Raw genomic sequence first — 14,372 nt, forward strand, 5'->3', positions numbered from 1 at the left:
AGATTTCCCATAGCGTAAGCTAGTAAGATCCCTGAAAGATGATCAGGTTGATAGGTTCGAGGTGGAAGCATGGTGACATGTGGAGCTGACGAATACTAATAGATCGAGGACTTAACCATATAATATGTAGCAATGTTATCTAGTTTTGAAGGAATATGCATTAAAATTTCTTCTTGACATTTCGAAATAAATGTTTATAATGATAAAAGTCTGGTAATGATGGCAGAGAGGTCACACCCGTTCCCATACCGAACACGGAAGTTAAGCTCTCTAGCGCCGATGGTAGTTGGGACCTTGTCCCTGTGAGAGTAGGACGTTGCCAGGCTAATATTATTCCGCAGTAGCTCAGTGGTAGAGCTATCGGCTGTTAACCGATCGGTCGTAGGTTCGAGTCCTACCTGCGGAGCCATTATGCTTCCATAGCTCAGCTGGTAGAGCACTTCCATGGTAAGGAAGAGGTCACCGGTTCAAGCCCGGTTGGAAGCTTGGGAATAGGTTTAAAACTTTTTTGGCCCGTTGGTCAAGTGGTTAAGACACCGCCCTTTCACGGCGGTAACACGGGTTCGAATCCCGTACGGGTCACCACTTTTGGAGGATTAGCTCAGCTGGGAGAGCACCTGCCTTACAAGCAGGGGGTCGGCGGTTCGATCCCGTCATCCTCCACCATATATGTTTAAAATGTCGGAGGGGTAGCGAAGTGGCTAAACGCGGCGGACTGTAAATCCGCTCCTTCGGGTTCGGCAGTTCGAATCTGCCCCCCTCCACCATTTTCTTTAAAATAACCTGAGAGGGTTTATTTTTTTGAAAAGATAACCATACTAGTAAATATTAATGGGCTATAGCCAAGCGGTAAGGCAACGGACTTTGACTCCGTCATGCGCTGGTTCGAATCCAGCTAGCCCAGCCATTTACGAGCCATTAGCTCAGTTGGTAGAGCATCTGACTTTTAATCAGAGGGTCGAAGGTTCGAGTCCTTCATGGCTCATCATTTTTGCGGAAGTAGTTCAGTGGTAGAATACAACCTTGCCAAGGTTGGGGTCGCGGGTTCGAATCCCGTCTTCCGCTTAATTAATAAGGGGCCTTAGCTCAGCTGGGAGAGCGCCTGCCTTGCACGCAGGAGGTCAGCGGTTCGATCCCGCTAGGCTCCATCTAAATAAAAAAGCTTACATCATATGATGTAAGCTTTTTTTGTGTTTAAAAAGACAACTTTTATACTTGTCGTTTAAAATGAAGAAAACGTAAAAATAAGGGATGGGGAGATAATTGTGAAAGTTGTTATTGCATCTGATTCATATAAAGAAAGCCTAAAAGCTATAGAAGTATGTGGAGCTATTGAAAGAGGTTTTAGAGCAATTTTTCCTAATGCAGAGTATGTGAAAATACCAATTGGAGATGGAGGAGAAGGGACGGTTGAATCACTTGTTGATGCTACAGGGGGGAGAATTATATCAATTAGTGTGACAGGACCGCTTAGAGAAGGTATACAAGCTTTTTATGGCATTTCTAAAGATAAAAAGACAGCGTTTATTGAAATGGCAGCAGCATCAGGATTACAGCACGTTCCAGTTGAAAAGCGCAACCCACTTATTACAACGACAAAAGGAACAGGAGAACTTATATTACATGCGCTAGATCAAGGAGTGGAGTACATAATTTTAGGACTTGGAGGAAGTGCTACAAATGATGGTGGGGCAGGTATGTTAGCAGCTTTAGGAGTAAGATTTATAAATGACAAGGGTGAAGTAATAGATCCATCTGGAGGCACATTACATTCGATTGTTGCTATTGATTTTTCACGAATGGACCCCCGCTTAAAGGGGGTAAAGATAGAAGCGGCATGTGATGTGGATAATCCATTAGTCGGAATGCAGGGAGCATCTTTCATATTTGGGAGACAAAAGGGTGCAAATGTAGAGATGATGAAAGAGCTAGATGAGAATTTACAACATTATGCGAATATGCTTAAACGATATGTATCTTTTGATGTATCTGAAATACCTGGTGCAGGGGCAGCGGGAGGAATGGGAGCGGCTGTTATTTCAGTGTTAAAGGGAGACTTGCGGAGGGGCATTGAAATTGTATTAGATTATACAAATTTCGATAAACATATAGAAGATGCAAATCTCATTATAACTGGTGAAGGTAGAATAGATAAACAAACTGCATATGGAAAGGCTCCTGTGGGTGTTGCGGGGCGTGCAAAACGTTTTTCTGTGCCTGTAATTGCTATTGGAGGGTCTGTATCATCTGATTATTCAGCTGTGTACGAGAAAGGAATAGATGCGGTATTTAGTATTACAACGAGACCGATGACACTAGAAGAAGCATATAAAGTAGCAGAAGAAAATATTGAAATGACAACAAAAAATATTGCAATAGTATGGAAAATAGCATCAGAAAAACACTTCTAAATGTAGGAGTGTTTTATTATTATTATTTAATAATAGTGATTGCGATTGTTTCATTAAGTTAACTTTATACATAGAATAGTCTTGAAATTTGGTTTTCAGTATGAATATAAGTGAATAAATTGTATATCCATACAGAAAAATGTCGAGTTGAGTCAGACTATATAAAAGATTTAAAATATTTAGTGAAGGCATAAAAGGGGGATACTATCTATGAAAAAAGAAATCTCAGTTATTGGAGTTCCAATGGATTTAGGACAGATGCGTCGTGGAGTTGATATGGGACCGAGCGCGATCCGTTATGCAGGGGTAATTGAAAGAATTGAAGAAATTGGATATGACGTTAAAGATATGGGAGATATATGTATAGAGAGAGAAAAAGAGATAGATGAAAATACAAAATTAAGAAACCTTACACAAGTTGCAACTGTATGTAATGAATTAGCAAGTAAGGTGGATCATATTATAGAAGAAGGTCGTTTTCCACTTGTATTAGGTGGTGACCATAGTATTGCTATCGGTACATTAGCTGGTGTAGCAAAACATTATAAAAACTTAGGCGTTATTTGGTATGATGCACACGGTGATTTAAATACAGAGGAAACTTCACCATCTGGAAATATTCATGGTATGTCACTTGCAGCAAGTTTAGGTTATGGACATTCTTCACTTGTAGATTTATACGGAGCATATCCAAAGGTGAAAAAAGAGAATGTCGTAATTATCGGTGCGCGTGCATTGGATGAAGGAGAAAAAGATTTCATTCGCAATGAAGGTATTAAAGTGTTCTCAATGCATGAAATTGATCGTATGGGGATGACGGCTGTTATGGAAGAAACAATCGCATATTTATCTCATACTGATGGTGTACACTTATCATTAGATTTAGACGGTCTTGATCCTCATGATGCACCAGGTGTTGGAACGCCTGTAATTGGCGGTCTATCTTATCGTGAAAGTCATTTGGCGATGGAAATGTTAGCAGAAGCTGATATTATCACATCTGCTGAATTTGTTGAGGTAAATACGATTTTAGATGAGAGAAATAGAACGGCAACAACAGCAGTTGCTTTAATGGGTTCTTTATTCGGTGAAAAACTAAAATAAATGTAAGAAAAGCAACTGAGAAGTTGCTTTTTTTATTTGAAAATAGGCGTATAATAATGATTTATATTATACTGTACAATAAAAATGTTTGACATCTTACCAATTTGAGCTAAAGGGGGTTGTTTGTAATTGTCGTTTGTTTCATGTATGGTATAATTAACTAGTTGTTGGAAATACATACAGATAGAGCATAAAACAATATTTCAATATATGGATAGAATTGCTCGTAAGTAGGAGGAAGGGATAGCATGCCTTTTGAAGATACGACCATTTTGAAATATCTTAGTACGGCATTAGATATTGCCATTGTATGGTTTATTATATATAAGCTAATTCTTATAATCCGAGGGACGAAAGCTGTTCAACTTTTAAAAGGGATTACAGTTATTATCGTCGTTAAGATGATCAGTATTTTCCTTGAATTGCGTACGCTATCTTGGCTAACTGAACAAGTATTAACGTGGGGATTTTTAGCCGTTATTATTATCTTTCAGCCAGAATTGCGAAGAGCACTTGAGCAGCTAGGGCGCGGAAGTTTATTTTCGCGTGTTGGAACGCATGAGGATGATGAACCTGAAATGGTTGCAACAGCGATAGCAAAAGCAACCGAATATATGGGGAAACGTAGAATTGGTGCATTAATTACTTTGTCAAAAGAGACCGGTATGGGTGATTATGTGGAAACGGGTATTCCGCTGAATGCAAACGTATCATCGGAATTACTTATTAATATTTTTATTCCAAATACACCTCTTCATGACGGAGCGGTAATTATGCAAGGAAGTACAATTAAAGCAGCAGCATGCTATCTTCCATTATCAGAAAGTCCGTTTATTTCTAAAGAATTAGGAACTAGACATCGTGCTGCAATGGGAGTTAGTGAAGTTACTGATAGTATTACAGTAGTTGTGTCTGAAGAAACTGGTCAAATTTCTTTAACGAAAAATGGTAAGTTGCATCGTGATTTGAAGACAGAACAGCTGAAGGATATGTTATTAGCTGAATTTAGTGGAAACGAAAAAACGACTTCTTCGTCTTTATGGAATTGGAGGAGAAAGCGTCATGGATAAGTTAATGGAGAATCATTGGTTTTTAAAAGGGATCTCATTACTATTGGCGTGTATGCTTTTTATGTCAGCGACGTTAACTGAAAAAAATACGACATCAGGTATATTACCTTTTGCAAATGATACGAAAGAAACATTAACTAATTATGCTATTAATCTTAAGTATGATGAGGAGAAATATATTGTAAGTGGTATTCCGGCAGAGGGCGTTAAAGTAAAATTAGAAGGCCCAAAAGCATCAGTTGCTACAGCAAAAGCAAAAAAACAATTTGACATACCAGTTGATTTGCGAGATAGTCCAAAAGGAACTTATGAGATTTCTTTAAAAACGAACGGGCTTCCAGATGATGTGAAAGGAACAGTTCAGCCATCAACAATTAAAGTTACTCTTCATGAAAAGGCGAGAAAATATGTTCATGTAGATCTGAAATTATCAAATGAGGATCAGATGCCAGCGGGGGCTACTCTAGAAAAATCAAGCCTTAAACCGGATACTGTTGAGGTAGTTGGGACGAAAGAAGAAATTGAAAGCATTTCATCTGCCAAAGCGTATGTTGATTTAAAAGGTGTTAATAAAACTGTTACAAAAACGCCCGAAGTTACATTATACAATAAAGAAGGAAAACGTTTAAATGTAAGAACAAGTCCATCTAAGATTAGTGTAACGTTGAATGTGGCAACGCAAAATACAGCCAATAATACTGAAAAAACTGTTCCTGTAACGTATACGAAGAAGGGGAGTTTAGCAGAAGGATTGGCGGTTACAAATATCAGTGTTGAACCGAGAGAAGTAACGATAGCTGGTCCAAAAGATATTTTGGATAATATACAATCGCTAGAGGGGGTCGAAGTAGATCTTAGTCAATTGACAGAGTCTACAACATTCGATGCCTCTGTTTTATTACCCAAGGGTGTAACAAGTGCCAAACCGAATCAAGTGAAGGTTTCGGTGGGAGTGCAAAAAACAAAACAAACGAAAACAAAAACGATTGATGGTATCCCAATCCAGAAAAATGGACTTTCTAAAGATGTTACTGCTCAGCTACTTTCGCCGCAAGATGGAAAGATAAGTGTTGATATTTCAGGAGAAGCAAGTATAGTAGATAAAATAACAGCTGCTCAAATAACAGCGGTAATTAATCTGCAAAATGTATCTCCAGGAACGAAAGATATTTCAATTCAAGTGAGTGGTCCTGGTAATATTTCAATAGAGCCAAAACAAAAAAGTGCTAAAGTTACTATTGTGAAGAAAGAAAAACCAGATAAAGAAGTACAGGGTAACGGTCAACAACCGGATTCAAACACCGATCAAGAAAATCAAAATGAGAAACCAAAAAATCCTGAACCTGATTCAGAAAAAGAACAGGAAAAGAATCAAAACCAAAATCAAAATCAAAATCAAGATAAAGATAAAGAAACGAGTCAAGAACCAACAGTAGATAATCACAATCAAAAAGAGCAAGAAAAAGGAGCGAATCATAATGGGTAAATATTTTGGTACAGATGGAGTACGCGGAGTTGCAAATAAGGAGTTAACACCTGAATTAGCTTTCAAAATTGGACGTTTTGGTGGTTATGTATTAACAAAAGATACAGATCGTCCAAAAGTAATTATTGGTCGTGATACACGTGTATCTGGCCATATGTTAGAAGGAGCTTTAGTAGCAGGGCTATTATCAACTGGAGCAGAAGTAATGCGCCTTGGCGTTATTTCTACACCGGGCGTTGCTTATTTAACAAAAGCACTAGACGCACAAGCGGGTGTTATGATTTCTGCATCTCATAATCCAGTACAAGATAACGGTATTAAATTCTTTGGTTCAGACGGCTTTAAATTAACAGATGAGCAAGAAGCTGAGATTGAAGCTTTATTAGACAAAGAAGTTGATGAACTACCACGTCCGACAGGTACTAATCTTGGACAAGTGAGTGATTACTTTGAAGGTGGACAAAAATATTTACAGTACATTAAACAAACTGTTGAAGAAGATTTCTCTGGCCTACATATCGCTTTAGATTGTGCACATGGTGCAACTTCTTCTCTTGCTCCATACTTATTTGCAGACCTAGAAGCTGATATTTCAACGATGGGAACTTCTCCAAATGGTATGAATATTAATGAGGGTGTAGGATCTACACATCCAGAAGGCTTAGCTGAATTGGTAAAAGAAAAAGGTGCGGATATCGGACTTGCTTTTGATGGCGATGGCGACCGTTTAATTGCTGTAGACGAAAAAGGAAACATCGTTGACGGTGATCAAATTATGTTCATTTGTGCGAAGTACATGAAAGAAACTGGTCAATTAAAACATAATACAGTTGTTTCAACTGTTATGAGTAACTTAGGTTTCTACAAAGCACTTGAAGCAAATAATATTACAAGTGATAAAACAGCAGTTGGTGACCGCTACGTAATGGAAGAAATGAAGCGCGGAGGTTACAACCTAGGTGGAGAACAATCAGGCCATATTATCTTACTTGATTACATTACAACTGGTGATGGAATGTTAAGTGCACTTCAACTTGTAAACATCATGAAAATGACGAAAAAGCCATTATCTGAGCTTGCAGGGGAAATGACGAAATTCCCACAATTGCTAGTAAACGTTCGTGTAACAGATAAAAAATTAGCATTAGAAAATGAAAAAATTAAAGAAATTATTCGTGTTGTAGAGGAAGAAATGAACGGTGATGGCCGTATTCTTGTTCGCCCATCTGGAACAGAGCCACTTATTCGTGTAATGGCAGAAGCACCAACACAAGAAGTTTGTGATGCATATGTACATCGCATTGTAGAAGTTGTGAAAGCCGAAGTTGGCGCTGAATAATTAGCTGAATTTATATGAAAAAGGAGCACAAAAAGTGCTCCTTTTTCATATGTTTTATAGACGATGAAAAAAATTTCATTGACGGTTTATCCATGTTTGTTATAAGATGGTCTTGTTCTTTTTCTCAAAGGAAATATTGTAAATTATAAAAGCGCCAGAACTACAAATAGTGTAGTTGACGAGGTGGGGTTTATCGAGATTTCGGCGGATGACTCCCGGTTGTTCATCACAACCGCAAGCTTTTACTTAAATCATTAAGGTGACTTAGTGGACAAAGGTGAAAGTGTGATGAGAGAAGAGGAACGGATGAAAACTAGCTGTATAAGTATATACGGACTTAAACCCAATCGAGAGGAAGGTGAAAGCCGTTACAAGCTTACAGGGCTAGCAATATGTAATCCGTTTTTTAGTATAAATAAAAATGGTATCGGACTATGTCGTTACATGTTCGCAGAGCAGTGTAAGCATTTGTAACGGCGACTAAACATGTGTGGAATCGTAGGATTTATTGGAGAGCAAGATGCAAAGGAAATTTTATTAAAAGGTTTAGAAAAGCTAGAATATCGTGGATATGATTCAGCAGGTATTGCAGTACAAGCAGAGAACGGTGTTGTTGTATACAAAGAAAAAGGCCGTATCGCAAAACTTCGTGAAATCGTAGATGAGAACGTAGCAGCAAGCGTAGGTATCGGACACACACGCTGGGCTACACACGGTGTTCCAAGTAAAGTAAACGCGCATCCGCATCAAAGTACATCAAAACGCTTTACATTAGTTCATAACGGTGTAATTGAAAACTATGAATTAGTGAAAAAGGAATATTTACAAGATGTAACGTTCGTAAGTGAAACAGATACAGAGGTTATCGTACAGCTTATGGAACAACAAGTGAGCACAGGATTAAGTGTAGAAGAAGCGTTCCGTAATACGCTATCTCTTTTACATGGCTCTTATGCAATCGGATTACTTGATGCTGAAAATCCAAACATGATTTATGTTGCTAAAAACAAAAGCCCGCTATTAGTAGGTGTTGGTGACAACTTTAATGTTGTGGCAAGCGACGCTATGGCGATGTTACAAGTTACAGATCAATTCATTGAGTTAATGGATAAAGAAATCGTAATCGTAACGAAAGAAAGTATTACAATTAAAAACTTACAAGGTGAAACGATTGAACGTGCACCGTTTACAGCGGAATTAGACGCAAGTGATATTGAAAAGGGAACATATCCTCATTTCATGCTTAAAGAAATCGATGAGCAACCACTTGTAATCCGTAATATAATTCAAAAGTATCAAGATGAAAATGGCGAAATTGAATTAAATCAAGACATCCGCAATGCGATTTTAGATAGCGATCGCATTTACATCATTGCATGTGGAACGAGTTATCATGCAGGTCTTGTTGGAAAACAATTTATCGAGAAGTTTGCAAAAATGCCAGTTGAAGTACACGTGGCAAGTGAATTCTCTTACAACATGCCATTATTAACAGAAAGACCATTCTTCATTTACATTTCACAAAGTGGTGAAACAGCTGATAGCCGTGCAGTACTTGTACAAACAAATGAAATGGGGCATAAAGCATTAACAATTACAAACGTGCCTGGTTCTACGCTTTCTCGTGAAGCTGATTATACACTTCCGTTATACGCTGGACCAGAAATTGCAGTTGCATCAACGAAAGCTTACACAGCACAGCTTGCAGTACTTTCAATTTTAGCGGCTGATATTGCTAAAGCAAAAGGTGAAGTTCTTGATTTCGATTTAACACACGAACTAGGACTTGTAGCAAATGCAATGATAGAACTTTGTGATCAAAAAGAAGAAATGGACGCATTAGCAAAACAATTTTTAGCAACAACGCGTAACTGTTTCTTCATCGGCCGTAGCGTAGACTTCTACGTAGGATTAGAAGGTGCGTTAAAACTAAAAGAAATCTCTTACATCCAAGCAGAAGGATTCGCTGGAGGAGAGTTAAAACACGGTACAATCGCTTTAATTGAAAATGGTACACCAGTTATCGCACTTGCTACACAAGAGCACGTAAACCTTGGAATTCGTGGTAACGTGAAAGAAGTAGTAGCACGCGGGGCTAACCCATGTATCATCTCAATGAAAGGCTTAGAAATGGAAGGTGACAGCTTCGTATTACCAGCTGTACACGAAGCGCTAGCACCGCTAGTAGCAGTTATTCCATTACAACTTATCTCATACTACGCAGCACTTCACCGCGAGTGTGACGTTGATAAGCCACGTAACTTAGCTAAGTCTGTTACTGTTGAGTAGGAGATTGGTAGGTTAATAAATATAGTTATAGCTTTAAAATAAATTTACAAATTTGCACCCCTTTAGATATTTTATCTAAAGGGGTATTTTTGTGTCGAAAAAGAACATCTAAAATTGATAAGCGGAAAGAGCCCTATAGATTAAAGTTTTACTTTATCGGATTCACTTTTATTTATCTGAATTTTCCGTTACTATTTTAAGTATCCGTGAACAATTTCCTTTATTACGACAAGAAGAGACGGTAGATTCATGGACATTACAAGGGGGCTTATTATATGAAAGTGAAAGCAAAAACATATTTAAGTATAGAAGAGATTATTTCATTACCAACCGTATCAAGTACAAACATAAGTGATGATGGTAAAAACGTAGCATTTGTTAAGAAGACGGCTGATTGGAAAGACAATACATATAGGAATCATGTATGGATATATGAAAAAGATAAGAAGCAGAGTTACCCATTATCAAATGGTGATATAGATAGTACACACCCATTATGGTCTCCAGATGCTAGGTGTATCGCATATCTTAGTCCAGTTGGTGACGGGGAAAATCAGATATTTGTTAAGTCACTAGATGATTATAGAGAGGTTCAAATTACTGATGAGAAAGAAGGAGTCAGTACATTCAAATGGGGTCCTACTGGCAAGGGTCTTTATTATGTTACGCAGTCAAAAGAATGTGAAGAGATAAAGAAACGTAAGGACCTATATGGAGATTTTCAACATATAGGTAAGGAACACCAGAATAATTGTTTATATTACATTGAAATAGAAAAGGTGATACAAAGTGATACAGATGAACACGAGAACAGAGTTGTTTATCAATTAACGGATGGTAAGGACTTTCATATCCATGAATTTGATATTTCAAATGATGGTAAAAAGGTTGTATTTATAACGACACCAAGCTCAAATATGGCAGATTATATAAATGGAGATCTATACATACTCCATATTAAAGCTGGAGAGCTACAAAAGCTGAATGTGGATAAGTTGTTGGGAGGGAGTGTTTGCTTTTCTCCTGACGGCAGTAAAATATGTTACACAGCAAGCATAAGAGAGAAGGATTACTATAGAAACCATATACAAGATAGTACGTTAGAGATATATGATATGAATACTGGAGAGGTAATTCAGCCTCTAACAAACTTTGATAGTACAGTTATGCCATTACAGTGGACAGCTAAAGGAATTTTAATTAGATGGCAGGATAAAACGAATTATCGTATTGGATTACTAGCTGAAGATGGCACTGTGGAAGCATTAAGCGACAAGATAGATGGCTTTATAATGGATGCCTCTATAACAAAGGATGGAAATCATATAACCTATAATAAGGCTATAACAAATGAAACCTTTGAAATCTATTTAGACGATAAAAAAATAACGGATGAAAATAGCTTTTTCAAAGGGAAACTTAAAAGTAACAGGGAAATCATCTCATGGAAAAGTAGTGATGGTCTTGAAATAGAAGGTGTTTTATCAACGCCAGTAGAGTTTGACACTAATAAAAAATATCCTTTATTAGTAGTAATTCACGGTGGTCCGGCTTGGGCATCTTTTCCGATATTTTCAGACTGCTTCAATGAGAAATATCCGATTGAACAGTTTGTTGAAAAAGGCTTTATCGTTTTAGAACCAAATTACAGAGGAAGTTCAGGTTATGGTAATGAATTTTTAAAAGCTAACTATAGAAAACAGGGGATTGCTGACTACGACGATGTTATATCAGGAGTTGATAAACTAGTTGATCAAGGGATAGTAGATAAAGATAGAGTAGGAGTTATGGGATGGAGCAATGGTGGATATGTATCAGCTTTTTGTTCTACATTTAGTAGCAGGTTTAAAGCTATTTCAGTTGGCGGTGGAATAACTAACTGGAGTACCCATTATGTAAATACAGATATACCTTACTTTATTAGAATGTATTTAGGAAATACTCCATGGAATGATCCAGATATATATACGAAGACATCACCTATGACGTATATTAAATCAGCTTGTACGCCTACCTTAATTCAACATGGGGAAAAGGATGCAAGAATTCCGATTACAAATGCATATGATCTATATCAAGGATTAATGGATATGGAAGTTGATACAGAATTAATTATATTTAAAGGAATGGCATATAGTTCTGACCAACCAGGAGTTCATGTGGCTATTATGAAGCAGAACTTGATGTGGTTTTCACACTATATGCTTGAAGAGAGTATGGAGGGTTTTAGGACTTTGTAATAGATGTTTGTACAAGACATATGATTGAAACGGTCTTCATATTGAGATGATTTATTATAAAATATATACTTAAACTACTATCAGTACATACATCAGGGAGGACTAATATGACAGGAAATAAAAATGACTTACTAGTAGAAAAACGTGAAGAGTTATTGAAAGTATTGCAAGCTCGTTTTGAGAAAAATATGAACCGCCATGAAGGTCTTGAATGGGCTAAAGTTGAAGCGAAGCTGACTACTAATAATGAAAAATTGTGGTCACTTAACGAAATGGAAGTAACTGGTGGTGAGCCGGATGTTATTGGTTATGATGAAGAAAAGGACGAATATACTTTCTATGATTGTTCAAAGGAGAGTCCTAAAGGCCGCAGAAGTCTTTGTTATGATCTTGAAGCGTTAGAATCAAGAAAAAAGCATAAACCAGAAAATAACGCTATTGATGTGGCGGCCGCTATGGGTATTGAGTTATTAACGGAAGAACAATATCGAGAGTTACAACAACTTGGAGATTTTGATATGAAATCATCGAGTTGGGTACAAACACCTTCAGATATTAGAGAGCTTGGTGGAGCTCTATTTTGCGATTATCGCTTTGGACATGTTTTCGTGTACCACAATGGAGCAGACTCTTACTATGCTGCCAGAGGTTTTCGTGGTTCGTTAAAAGTTTAAATTAGGATAAATAAGAAAAAGAGCCTATATTCAGGCTCTTTTTCTTATTTATATTTTAAAAGTAAATTGTTACTACGCAGTTTTACTTAATTTATATGTTCTGTGGTTGTTTTTACGGAAAAGTTTAGGGAAAACATAGCCATCTAATCCAATACGTCCAGCGTTCTGCCCTGCAACTAAAATGAACATAGTCAAAATAAGCAGGTTTGGGTTTACACTAACAGTTCCGCTTAATAAAAATGAAAGATTCATTATGATTCCGAAAAATGCAGCTGTTTTTGTTAATCCGCCTAAAATCAAACCTAGACCTACTAAAATTTCTCCCCATTGAACTAAAAAGCTAAATAGGTCTGCGTTTGGAAGGACAAAATGTTGAAGAAAATCTGCCCACCAACTTTGTACTGCAGGATGGTCACCTGATGCTTGAGCAATAGCACCCTTTAGAAAACCGCTTGCGTCAAAAGATTGTCCGAAGACTTTGCCTATCCCAGCAGCGAGCCATGTATATCCTATGTAAAGCCGTAAAAGTAATAATATGAAAGTAGCACGTTTATCAGTTCTTAAAAAATTGATAACCATTGAAATCCCTCCAATATTGTATTTACACGTTTATTATATATCCAATGTGAAAAGATTCACAATGGAGAGAATGTGAACAAGGATAGGTTGTGAATAATTGTTTTATTTTTTGTAACATTTTATCTGCTTTGATAAACTAAGAATAGAGATATATGTAAAGGAGACAAAGACTCAATATGTGGATGAACTTGTAATGATTAGAAACTACTAGATAGATAAATTTTTCTCTCATAAGCGAGGGTTTATTTAGTTATCTGTAAATCATTCAAGGAATGCATATTTGGCTTGTACATCCCTTTTATAAGGATAGGTGCCTATTTTATGTATCTGTCTTTTTTGTGGGAAAGTTTATATCTCTTATATAAAATATGCGTCCTTTAAACTTGGAGGAGTATATGATGAACCAATTAAAAAATAAAGTAGCAGTTATTACAGGGGTAAGTCGTCTAGATGGTATAGGGGCAGCGATTTGTAAAGAATTAGCTGAATCAGGATACGATATATTTTTTACGTATTGGACAGCTTACGATAAAGAGATGCCTTGGGGCGTTGATAAAAATGAACAAATACAATTAAAAGAAGAGTTACTAAAAAACGGTGTTAAAGTATCAAGTATGGAGTTAGATTTAACTCAGAATGATGCACCAAAAGAGCTTATAAATAAAGTTACTGAACAATTAGGGTACCCTCATATATTAATTAATAATGCAGCATATTCTACGAATAATGATTTCTCTACGTTGACTGTTGAAGAATTAGATAAGCATTATATGGTAAATGTTCGTGCGACTACGCTGTTAAGTAGTCAATTTTCCCGGGGATTTGATAAGAAATCTGGTGGTAGAATTGTTAATATTACTTCGGGGCAATTTCAAGGTCCTATGGCAGGAGAACTAGCTTATGCGACAACGAAGGGAGCTATTGATGCTCTTACTAGTACGTTGTCAGCAGAGGTAGCTCATTTAGGAATAACAGTGAATGCAATTAATCCAGGACCAACCGATACAGGATGGATGACTGAAGAGATAAAACAAGGGTTAAAGCCGATGTTTCCTTTTGGCAGAATTGGTGAGCCAAGGGATGCAGCTAGACTCATTAAATTTTTAGTAAGTGAAGAGGCCGAGTGGATTACTGGGCAAGTTATTCATTCAGAAGGTGGATTTAAAAGATAAAAAAGAAG

The 14,372-nt window shown here is 37.1% G+C and carries 11 protein-coding genes, 9 tRNA genes and 2 rRNA genes; 21 read left to right on the forward strand and 1 reads right to left on the reverse strand.

The genetic code is table 11. The features are described from left to right. The 20 genes from D1166_RS21830 to D1166_RS21925 form a co-directional block, all read left to right on the forward strand. A 23S ribosomal RNA gene (locus D1166_RS21830) occupies positions 1-119 on the forward strand; the annotation flags it as partial. A gap of 90 nt (positions 120-209) precedes the next feature. After that, a 5S ribosomal RNA gene (gene rrf / locus D1166_RS21835) occupies positions 210-325 on the forward strand. A 9-nt stretch (positions 326-334) separates the two neighbouring features. Then, positions 335-409: transfer RNA gene (locus tag D1166_RS21840), tRNA-Asn, on the forward strand. Positions 410-413: 4 nt separating this feature from the next. Further along, a tRNA-Thr gene (locus D1166_RS21845) sits at positions 414-486 on the forward strand. 24 nt (positions 487-510) lie between these two features. Beyond that, positions 511-585: transfer RNA gene (locus D1166_RS21850), tRNA-Glu, on the forward strand. Positions 586-590: 5 nt separating this feature from the next. Next, a tRNA-Val gene (locus D1166_RS21855) sits at positions 591-666 on the forward strand. A gap of 17 nt (positions 667-683) precedes the next feature. Next, positions 684-767: transfer RNA gene (locus tag D1166_RS21860), tRNA-Tyr, on the forward strand. 65 nt (positions 768-832) lie between these two features. Further along, positions 833-907: transfer RNA gene (locus D1166_RS21865), tRNA-Gln, on the forward strand. Between the two features lie 5 nt (positions 908-912). Next, a tRNA-Lys gene (locus tag D1166_RS21870) sits at positions 913-985 on the forward strand. A gap of 8 nt (positions 986-993) precedes the next feature. Then, a tRNA-Gly gene (locus D1166_RS21875) sits at positions 994-1,065 on the forward strand. Between the two features lie 10 nt (positions 1,066-1,075). Continuing rightward, positions 1,076-1,148, forward strand: a tRNA-Ala gene (locus tag D1166_RS21880). Between the two features lie 117 nt (positions 1,149-1,265). Next, positions 1,266-2,411 carry a glycerate kinase gene (locus tag D1166_RS21885; protein ID WP_000869584.1) on the forward strand — a complete coding sequence of 382 codons (1,146 nt, stop codon included), beginning with the start codon at positions 1,266-1,268 and terminating at the stop codon, positions 2,409-2,411. A 210-nt stretch (positions 2,412-2,621) separates the two neighbouring features. Continuing rightward, on the forward strand, positions 2,622-3,515 hold the full coding sequence (rocF, locus tag D1166_RS21890) for an arginase (protein WP_000711563.1): 894 nt from the start codon (positions 2,622-2,624) through the stop codon (positions 3,513-3,515). Positions 3,516-3,763: 248 nt separating this feature from the next. Then, positions 3,764-4,585: a diadenylate cyclase CdaA gene (cdaA, locus tag D1166_RS21895; RefSeq protein ID WP_001115697.1), complete on the forward strand. Its 822-nt coding sequence runs from the start codon at positions 3,764-3,766 to the stop codon at positions 4,583-4,585. Then, positions 4,578-6,071 carry a CdaR family protein gene (locus tag D1166_RS21900; protein ID WP_061140065.1) on the forward strand — a complete coding sequence of 498 codons (1,494 nt, stop codon included), beginning with the start codon at positions 4,578-4,580 and terminating at the stop codon, positions 6,069-6,071. The genes cdaA and D1166_RS21900 overlap by 8 nt, the downstream gene beginning before the upstream one ends. Further along, positions 6,064-7,410 (forward strand): phosphoglucosamine mutase, encoded by a 1,347-nt coding sequence (gene glmM, locus D1166_RS21905; protein WP_000521476.1) that lies wholly within the window; start codon positions 6,064-6,066, stop codon positions 7,408-7,410. The genes D1166_RS21900 and glmM overlap by 8 nt, the downstream gene beginning before the upstream one ends. Before the next feature lie 288 nt (positions 7,411-7,698). Beyond that, positions 7,699-7,884, forward strand: coding sequence for a hypothetical protein (locus tag D1166_RS21910; RefSeq protein WP_001206405.1), 186 nt, complete (start codon positions 7,699-7,701; stop codon positions 7,882-7,884). A 12-nt stretch (positions 7,885-7,896) separates the two neighbouring features. Then, positions 7,897-9,699, forward strand: coding sequence for a glutamine--fructose-6-phosphate transaminase (isomerizing) (glmS, locus tag D1166_RS21915; RefSeq protein WP_000334163.1), 1,803 nt, complete (start codon positions 7,897-7,899; stop codon positions 9,697-9,699). Between the two features lie 275 nt (positions 9,700-9,974). Beyond that, positions 9,975-11,939, forward strand: coding sequence for a S9 family peptidase (locus D1166_RS21920; RefSeq protein ID WP_097814017.1), 1,965 nt, complete (start codon positions 9,975-9,977; stop codon positions 11,937-11,939). Between the two features lie 107 nt (positions 11,940-12,046). Beyond that, a complete protein-coding gene (locus D1166_RS21925; RefSeq protein ID WP_000147390.1) occupies positions 12,047-12,613 on the forward strand; it encodes a DUF4256 domain-containing protein in 567 nt (188 codons plus the stop codon). 72 nt (positions 12,614-12,685) lie between these two features. Here the strand turns inward: D1166_RS21925 and D1166_RS21930 are convergent, their stop codons facing one another. Then, a complete protein-coding gene (locus tag D1166_RS21930; RefSeq protein WP_000236368.1) occupies positions 12,686-13,192 on the reverse strand; it encodes a DoxX family membrane protein in 507 nt (168 codons plus the stop codon). A 395-nt stretch (positions 13,193-13,587) separates the two neighbouring features. Between D1166_RS21930 and D1166_RS21935 the strand changes: the two genes are divergently transcribed. Next, positions 13,588-14,364: an SDR family oxidoreductase gene (locus tag D1166_RS21935; RefSeq protein WP_033668212.1), complete on the forward strand. Its 777-nt coding sequence runs from the start codon at positions 13,588-13,590 to the stop codon at positions 14,362-14,364. Positions 14,365-14,372 lie beyond the last annotated feature (8 nt).

It is taken from the genome of Bacillus sp. ISO11 (assembly GCF_003458115.1).
Taxonomy (GTDB): Bacteria; Bacillota; Bacilli; order Bacillales; family Bacillaceae_G; genus Bacillus_A; species Bacillus_A cereus.

What these genes read in the sequence shown, in the direction of transcription:
- rocF (WP_000711563.1), top strand. Translation starts at nt 2,622, where the DNA reads ATGAAAAAAGAAATCTCAGTTATTGGAGTTCCAATGGATTTAGGACAG.
- cdaA (WP_001115697.1), top strand. Translation starts at nt 3,764, where the DNA reads ATGCCTTTTGAAGATACGACCATTTTGAAATATCTTAGTACGGCATTA.
- D1166_RS21900 (WP_061140065.1), top strand. Translation starts at nt 4,578, where the DNA reads ATGGATAAGTTAATGGAGAATCATTGGTTTTTAAAAGGGATCTCATTA.
- glmM (WP_000521476.1), top strand. Translation starts at nt 6,064, where the DNA reads ATGGGTAAATATTTTGGTACAGATGGAGTACGCGGAGTTGCAAATAAG.
- D1166_RS21910 (WP_001206405.1), top strand. Translation starts at nt 7,699, where the DNA reads ATGAGAGAAGAGGAACGGATGAAAACTAGCTGTATAAGTATATACGGA.
- glmS (WP_000334163.1), top strand. Translation starts at nt 7,897, where the DNA reads ATGTGTGGAATCGTAGGATTTATTGGAGAGCAAGATGCAAAGGAAATT.
- D1166_RS21920 (WP_097814017.1), top strand. Translation starts at nt 9,975, where the DNA reads ATGAAAGTGAAAGCAAAAACATATTTAAGTATAGAAGAGATTATTTCA.
- D1166_RS21925 (WP_000147390.1), top strand. Translation starts at nt 12,047, where the DNA reads ATGACAGGAAATAAAAATGACTTACTAGTAGAAAAACGTGAAGAGTTA.
- D1166_RS21930 (WP_000236368.1), bottom strand. Translation starts at nt 13,192, where the DNA reads ATGGTTATCAATTTTTTAAGAACTGATAAACGTGCTACTTTCATATTA.
- D1166_RS21935 (WP_033668212.1), top strand. Translation starts at nt 13,588, where the DNA reads ATGATGAACCAATTAAAAAATAAAGTAGCAGTTATTACAGGGGTAAGT.